The organism is Deinococcus arcticus, from assembly GCF_003028415.1.
GTDB classification, from domain to species: domain Bacteria; phylum Deinococcota; class Deinococci; order Deinococcales; family Deinococcaceae; genus Deinococcus; species Deinococcus arcticus.
On sequence record NZ_PYSV01000015.1, the window covers coordinates 108,440 to 115,721 of the forward strand.

Sequence of the window (7,282 nt, forward strand, 5' to 3'; positions counted from 1 at the left end):
GTGGAGCTGGGCCATCTGGCTTACCGGCCCCGCTACTGCCAGCGTTCGCGCCCCTCCGCCGCCTCGCCCAGCAGCAGGGGCCGCACCTCGCCCAGCAGATAGAGGCTGCCACAGACGAGCGCGAGGTCGGCCCGCCGGGCGGCCAGAGCCGCCAGGGCCTCGGCCGGCGAGGCTGTCACAGTGCAGGGTACCCCGGGAAACAGGGCGGCCAGCCCGGCCGGGTCCGCCGCCCGGGGGCTCAGCCGCGCGCGCGTCAGAATCACCTCGCTGGCCAGGGGCGCCAGAGCCGCCGCCACACCGGCGAGGTCCTTGTCCTCGGCTGCACCGAACACCAGGGGCAGGCGGTCCACCCCCAGCGCCCGCACTGCCTGCACGAGGGCGCGGGCGCCGTCCGGATTGTGAGCGCCGTCCAGCAGCACCCGCCGCCCCTGCCAGGGCACGGCCTCCAGCCGCCCGGGCCAGTGGGTGGCCGCCGCGCCGCGCACGATGGCCCCAGGGCTCAGGCCCAGGCGCTGCGCCGCCAGGGCCGCCAGCGCCGCGTTGTGGGCGCCGTGCGCGCCCAACAGTGGGGTGCGAAGGTTCACCTCTCCGGCTGGGCTTTGCAGGGTCACCGTGGCGCCGGCCCAGCCGTGCGCGGTCACGCTGGCCTGGGCCTCGGCGCCCAGGGCCCACAGGTCGGCGCCGGTGGCCCGCAGCAGGGGCAGCAGGTTTTCGTCCACTCCAGTCACCGCCGGACGCCCGGCACGCAGGATGCCCGCCTTCTCGGCAGCGATGGCCTGGGGCGTGTCGCCCAGGATGGCGGTATGGTCCAGCCCTACGGTGGTGATCACACTCAGGCCCGGATCCAGGGCGTTGGTGGCGTCCAGCCGCCCGCCCAGGCCCACCTCCATCACGGCCACCTGCACCCCGGTCTGGGCAAACAGCAGCGCGCCCAGAGCTGTCACGATCTCGAAGAAACTGGCGCCCTCGGCCTCGGCGGCGGGGCGCACGCGGGCCAGCGCAGCGGCCACCTGGGCCTCCGGCAGTTCCTGGCCCGCCACCACGAAGCGCTCGGTAAAGCGCGTGAGGTGCGGACTGGTAAAGAGCCCGGCGCGAATTCCCGCCGCGCCCAACATGGCCGCCAGGGACGAGGCCACCGAACCCTTGCCGTTGGTGCCACCCACCAGGACGGTCTGAAAGGCGGCCTGGGGGTTGTCCAGCCGCGCCAGCAGAGCCCGCACCCGGTCCAGGCCCGGATGAATGCCAAACCGCTGCTGGGCGAACAGCCAGTCAAGGGCCAGCGGCCAGGAGGAGTCGGAGGTCATGCCTTCAGCATAGAAGGGCCAGTGGGCCAGGAGGCAGGCGCGCATGGCCACCTCCCGGCCCAGCAGAGGCGGCTTCAGCCCTGGGGGGTGAAATAGGTTTCGAGCACCGGCACCACCTGCTTCTTGCGGCTGATGCGCGCGCCCAGATCGGCCACATGGCCCTGGGTCTCCACGCCAAAGGCTTCCCGCAGCACCTTTTCCTCAGTGGCACTCAGCACCAGCGTGCGGTTGGTCTCGTTCAGAATGTCCACCACGCTCAGCAGGACGCCGCTCAGGCCGTCTTCGGCTTTCAGGTTGTCCATGGCGGCCAGCAGCTCGCTCTGGCGCCCGAACACGTAGCCGGGATTGGTGGTTTCAATCACGCCCAGGCCCCACTGGTGCGGCGCTGTGGGCTCACCAAATGGAAACACCTTGTAGTCCATGCGCAGCAGGGTTTCAGCTGGGGTGTCGCCCAGGTCGCTCTTGGCCGCGAACATGGCCAGGGCGTACGCTTCCACATCAGTGATGCCGGCCACGGGCGCCAGAAAGGCCACAGCGTCGCGGTCCTCAGCGGTGGTCGTGGGGCTGCGGAAGTGCAGGGTGTCGCTCAGAATGGCGCTCAGCAGCAGCCGGGCGTCCAGGGGCTCCACGCTCAGGCCCGCTTCCCGGAACAGCTTGAGCAGCAGGGTGCCCGTGGAGCCCACCGGCTCAAAACGCAGATAGGCCGGCTGGGTGGTGGTCAGGTCGCCCAGCTTGTGGTGGTCCACCACGCGGGTCACGGTCAGCTCGTGCAGGTTGGGCAGCGACTGGGCGCTCTCGTTATGGTCCACCAGGACCACCTGGGCGCCGGCCGGCAGGGTCTCCAGCAGAGGCGGGGCGTCCACGCCCGCCTCGCGCAGCACAAACGCCGTTTCAAAGTTGGGTTCCCCCAGCCGGTAGGCCTGGGCGTCTATGCCCTGGCGACCCAGAAGGCGCGCGTAGACCAGCGCGGCGGTGATGGCATCGGTATCGGGGTTCTGGTGACCGAACACAGCAAGCATGGCCGGAGTCTAGCGGGTGGCGGCCGGGCATATGCGGAGCCTGCCAACACAAGAAACCCCCGCATAGAGCGGGGGCTTCTGGAAACAAGAGGGTTTAGAAGGTGACGCGGTAGCTGATCTTGAAGACGCTGCCACGGGCGCTCTGAGCAGGCTGAGCGGCGGTGGTGGTGCTGGCAGCCAGCCCCGTCAGACCCAGGGTGCCGTAGCCATACCCGAAGCTAAGGTCGTAGTAGTTACCTTCCACGTACACCAAGCTCTGGGTGAGTGTACGGTTGTAGTTGTACTGGTCAACCGTAGTGCCCGCCGTACCAGCCGTACCAGATGCACCGGCCGCGAAGGGGCGGTAGGCGCGGTTGGTGCCCACGTAGCCAGCGTAGTAGACGGCCAGCTTAGTGTTGGGCAGCAGGAACTCGTTCAGGCGCACCCCCACGCGGTAGGTCACGTCGTTGGCGGTGAAGTCCACGTTCGCGCCGGTGGCAGCGTAGTCGTAGCTCTTGTTGTAGAACTTCGCGTACGCTTCAAAGCTGGGACGGAACACGGTGTTCAGCGTGTCGGTCTTGACGTCCACCGTGCCGTTGAAGCTGGTGGTGTTGGCCAGCGTGTTGTTGGTCGACAGTTCTGTGCTGCCGTAGGTGCTGGTTTCGAAGCCTGCACCCACGTTGATGTTGGCGACACCCACCTTACCGTTATAGGCAGCGTTACCGTACACCACGTTGTTGCTGTAGCTGTTCGTGGCGGTGCGGTAGCGCGCCTTGTAGCCCAGCGTCAGGTCCAGGTTCTTAACAATTGCGTCGGCAGCCTTACCATCGTGCTTGGCTTCCACACCAAATTCGCTGTAGCAGGTGGTGCCCCCGCAGGAGTTCGAATCCAGCTCTGTGGTGGTCAGACCAAACTCGTTGCTAGAAGCAGAGGTGCTGTACGAGAAGAGGCCACTGTCGCTGTTTGCACGGAATCCAGCAATCGAGAGGTTGCGGAAGAAGGCACCAACGCTGAAGCCCAAGCCAGGCGTCACGTCAGCGCGCACTGCGTAGCGAGTACCTGCAGTGTTCTGGAAGCCAGCTGGAATCGGAGCTGCTACGTTAGCCATGTACTCGTAGTAACCACCGCGAACCGTAACCAGGTTCAGGAGGCTGACCTTGGCTGCGATCCCACGGTCCACGATAGCGCTGGGCTCACGGGCCGTGTCCAGGGGGTTCTTGCCGTATGCCACGCTGTTGTCCACGTAGCCGCCCACGGACACAGGGCCCAGGGTTGCCTTGGCCTTGACGCCGAAGCCGGTGCGGCCAGCAACGTAGGGCGCCGTGCTGTTGGTAGCTGTGGGGTCAGCTTCCATGATGCCAGCCGTGGCATTGTAACCAGGGCTCACGCTGCGGTAGTTGATGGTGTAGAACTTCACTGGGCCCAGGCTGCCAGCAGCCTTGGCGTAGAAGGCATTCTCGACCGTGGTCACAGCGGTGCGTGTGGGGGCGGCGCCAGCGTTGCGGGCATAGGTCGCAGTCGTGACGCGGCTGGTGGCATATTCGCTGTCCAGCTGCCAGCCACCCACCGTGCCGTGCAGGTCGGCGCCGAACGCCGTCACATCAGCAACCAGAGTGGTGTTCACACCCGTGTAGGCGGGAACAGCAGGCGGCCCCACAACAGCGGCGCGGTCCGTGGCCAGGAAAGCAGCGTTGGCTTCGGCAAACGCGTCAGCACCTTCCTGCATGTAGTGGATGCCCGCCTTCAGGGTGCCCACAGGGGTGATGGTGGCGCGCAGGCCACGGTAGTAGATGTTGTCGCCGTTGGCCCCGCCACGGCTGCCGTAGACACCCGTGATAGTGGGCTTGAAGGCGCCGATAACGGGCAGGGTGCTGCCGTCGACATTGACGATGTAGCCGTCGCCACGGCCCACAGCGTCGTTGTCACCAATGTAGTCGGCGAATTTGAACTTCAGGCTCTTGCCGAAGGTCACCGTGATGGGCGCGTTACCCACGGTGAATTGAGCAGTAGCGTTGTTGAAGTAGAAGAACAGGGGGCGGTAGGTCGTGCCATCCTGGACCACATCGGGGTAACGGCTGTCGGCGGTGGGCAGGCCAGCACGAATGCCAAAGCTCACATCCACCTTGTTGACGTTCAGGCCACCAGGTCCGGGAACGAACGCGCCGCTGACGGCGCTCTTGGTGGTGTCCAAACGGCCAGTCGCCGTACCGAAGGTGATGCCAAAGCTAATGGTGGTGGCACCTTCAACATTGACAGCGCCCGCAGCGGTCGAGAACCCGTAATAGTTCACTGCAGCCGCAGCGTTCTGGGTCTGGTTGGCGGTTTCATCAGTCGTCCGAGCCGGGGCCTGACCATTGGCGACTGGGACACGGCCACCAGTCATGTCGGCGTAGTCCACAGCCGTATCAACCGTCGTGGCGCTGCCGTCCGTACCCGTGGTGAAGACGGTGCCGGGAATCAGGCGGTCAAAGTCCATATCCCGGGTGCTGCGGGCCACGTAGTAGGTGGCGCTCAGGGTGGGCTGGATGCTGAAGGCGAAGCGCTCCAGCTGGGTCACGCGGTTGTCGATGCTGTTGACGCGGGTTTCCACGACGCCCACGCGGCCAGCGAGGTTGTCGAAGTCGGCGCGGGCCACCAGATCGGCCTGGGCGGCTTCCACGGCGCTGACGCGGTCCTGCAGGTTCAGGATGTCCTGGTTCAGCAGCACGGTCAGGTCGTTCAGCGCGGCGATGGAGCTGGCGTTGTCGTCAACGTCAGCACGCAGGGTGTCGTACTCGTCGGCGCGGGCGGTCAGCTCTTCAATCTGGGCGGTGATCCCGGCCAGGGCCTCGGCGTCGCCGCTGGCAGCGGCGATCATCTCGACGCGCTCTTCCAGGCGGGCGAAGTCGTCGCGGCTGACCATGTTCTCTTCCAGATCGCTGACGCGCACACCCAGAGCGGCCAGATCGGCGGCGAGCTCCTGGATGGCGTTCTGCAGCGCCGTCAGGGTCTCGGGGTCAATGTCGCTGGGCGCGACCTGGCCCTGACGCATCTGGTCCAGCAGGCGCGCGATGATGACGGCCGCTTCGTAGCGGGTCAGGTTCTGCGTGCCCCGGAAGGTGCCGTCGGGGTAGCCCAGGATGATCCCGGTGCTGACCAGGCGGTCGATGGCGTCCTTGGCCCAGTGACCGGCGGGAACGTCGGTCAGCGCGGGCACCTGGGGCGCGCTCGCGGGCGCAGTGGTCTGCGCGGCGGCGGCGCCAAAGGACAGCGCAGCGGTGAGAACGAGCAGGCTTTTCTTCATATGAACCCCCAAAAGGTCGTCGCGCGTCGGAGCACATCCCGCAGCTCTGAAGTAGACGTAGGGGCGAGTTGCCGGGTTTCCTCTCCCAGGTGTAAGTCGCCGCTCTCCGTGGTCCTTCGCGCAACCTGGCATTCTTCGCCTGTCGGTTCAGAAATGCCAGATCAGGCGGATGATACAAGCATGAAAGAGACCCGGTCAACCCTGAGAGCCCCATAAAACCGTTATTCTACGTGCTTTGACGTATTTCTGATCAAGTGATGAAGGCGCGCAGACTATTTCTTTTCATCGCGGGTGGTCTGGTGAAAGCCAGTGCCGCTCTGCCGCAGGGCCTCCTGAAACCAGACTGGCACTGCCCCTTTGAAATACCGCTCACTCCAGGTCTGTGCCCACGCGATAAACGTGCCTGTCTGGATGGCGCCGCGGGCCCGCTCTACAAGGCGGTGAAGGTAGCGCAGGTTATGCAGGGAGAGCATGCGCGGCCCCAGCATTTCCTCAGCCTTGACCAGATGGGCCAGATAGGCACGGGTGTAGTGGCGGCAGGCGTAGCAATCGCATTCATCGTCCAGAGGCGTCAGCTGACGGCGCGGCGCACTGGCGTTCAGGTTCAGGCGGCCGTCATCGGTCAGGGCGTAGCCAAACCGCCCGGTGCGCGTGGGATACACGCAGTCGAACATGTCCACGCCCAGGGCTATGCCAGCGACCAGATCCTCTGGGTGGCCCACGCCCATCAGATAACGAGGCTTGTGGTCGGGCAGCCGCTCGGCGGTGTAGGCAACCGCCGGGTACATCTCCTCCTTGGGCTCTCCCACGGCCAGCCCCCCCAGGGCAAAGCCCGGGGTGTCATGCGGCAAGGTCAACTCCAGGCTCTGTTGCCGCAGGTCATGATGCACCCCGCCCTGCACGATGGCAAAGAGGGCCTGCTCTGGCCTGGTCTTGGCCTGCACACAGCGGGCCAGCCAGCGCTCGGTGCGCTCCAGGCTCCGCTGAATGTACTCGCGCTCGGCCGGATACGGCGGGCATTCATCGAACGCCATGATGATGTCGGCGCCCAGCGCCTCCTGTACCGCGATGCTGCGCTCGGGGGTGAGAGCCACGGCGCTGCCGTCCAGATGGCTTTTAAAGGTTACGCCCTCTTCCGTGATCTTGCGCAGGTGGCCCAGGCTCATGACCTGGAACCCGCCAGAATCAGTCAGAAAGGGGCCTGGATAGGCCGTGAAACCCGGCAGGCCGCCGTGTGCCGCCACCAGCGCCTCGCCTGGGCGCAGCATGAGGTGATAGGTGTTGCCCAGAATCATCTGCGAGCCAATCTCCAGGAGTTCCTGGGGACTGATGCCCTTCACCGTGCCCTGGGTGCCCACCGGCATGAACATAGGCGTGGTGACCGTGCCGCGTGGCGTGTGGAACTGTGCCACACGCGCCCGGCCGTCCCGAGCCTGAATCGTGAACTCGAACATACGCGGCATTGTGCCGTATCGCGGCTGGACAGGCGCCCCAGAGACAGGTGTAGGGCAAAGCCAGAACCGACCACAAGAAACAAAAGCCCCCCTTCCAAAGAAGGGGGGGTAAAGAGTGGAGCGGGAGACGAGATTCGAACTCGCGACATCTACCTTGGCAAGGTAGTGCTCTACCAGCTGAGCTACTCCCGCAAGAAAAAACCCCCGCGCTGACCGACTTTTCCAGGATCCTGCGATCCAAGT

At 65.6% G+C, this 7,282-nt stretch carries 4 protein-coding genes and 1 tRNA gene; all 5 read right to left on the minus strand.

The window, feature by feature from the left end; all coding sequences use genetic code 11:
- Nucleotides 1-32: 32 nt before the first annotated feature.
- Nucleotides 33-1,304, minus strand: coding sequence for a bifunctional folylpolyglutamate synthase/dihydrofolate synthase (locus C8263_RS14675; protein ID WP_107138895.1), 1,272 nt, complete (start codon nucleotides 1,302-1,304; stop codon nucleotides 33-35).
- A gap of 74 nt (nucleotides 1,305-1,378) precedes the next feature.
- On the minus strand, nucleotides 1,379-2,323 hold the full coding sequence (locus C8263_RS14680) for a manganese-dependent inorganic pyrophosphatase (RefSeq protein WP_107138885.1): 945 nt from the start codon (nucleotides 2,321-2,323) through the stop codon (nucleotides 1,379-1,381).
- Between the two features lie 94 nt (nucleotides 2,324-2,417).
- Nucleotides 2,418-5,585, minus strand: a complete 3,168-nt coding sequence (locus C8263_RS14685; RefSeq protein WP_107138886.1) for an S-layer homology domain-containing protein — start codon at nucleotides 5,583-5,585, stop codon at nucleotides 2,418-2,420.
- A gap of 272 nt (nucleotides 5,586-5,857) precedes the next feature.
- Complete coding sequence (gene tgt, locus C8263_RS14690; protein WP_107138887.1) at nucleotides 5,858-7,039, minus strand: tRNA guanosine(34) transglycosylase Tgt; 1,182 nt, start codon at nucleotides 7,037-7,039, stop codon at nucleotides 5,858-5,860.
- A 116-nt stretch (nucleotides 7,040-7,155) separates the two neighbouring features.
- Nucleotides 7,156-7,231 (minus strand) — tRNA-Gly (locus C8263_RS14695).
- Nucleotides 7,232-7,282: the final 51 nt, after the last annotated feature.

Coding starts and splice junctions, on each gene's coding strand:
- C8263_RS14680 (WP_107138885.1), bottom strand. CDS start 2,323: ATGCTTGCTGTGTTCGGTCACCAGAACCCCGATACCGATGCCATCACC.
- tgt (WP_107138887.1), bottom strand. CDS start 7,039: ATGTTCGAGTTCACGATTCAGGCTCGGGACGGCCGGGCGCGTGTGGCA.
- C8263_RS14685 (WP_107138886.1), bottom strand. CDS start 5,585: ATGAAGAAAAGCCTGCTCGTTCTCACCGCTGCGCTGTCCTTTGGCGCC.
- C8263_RS14675 (WP_107138895.1), bottom strand. CDS start 1,304: ATGACCTCCGACTCCTCCTGGCCGCTGGCCCTTGACTGGCTGTTCGCC.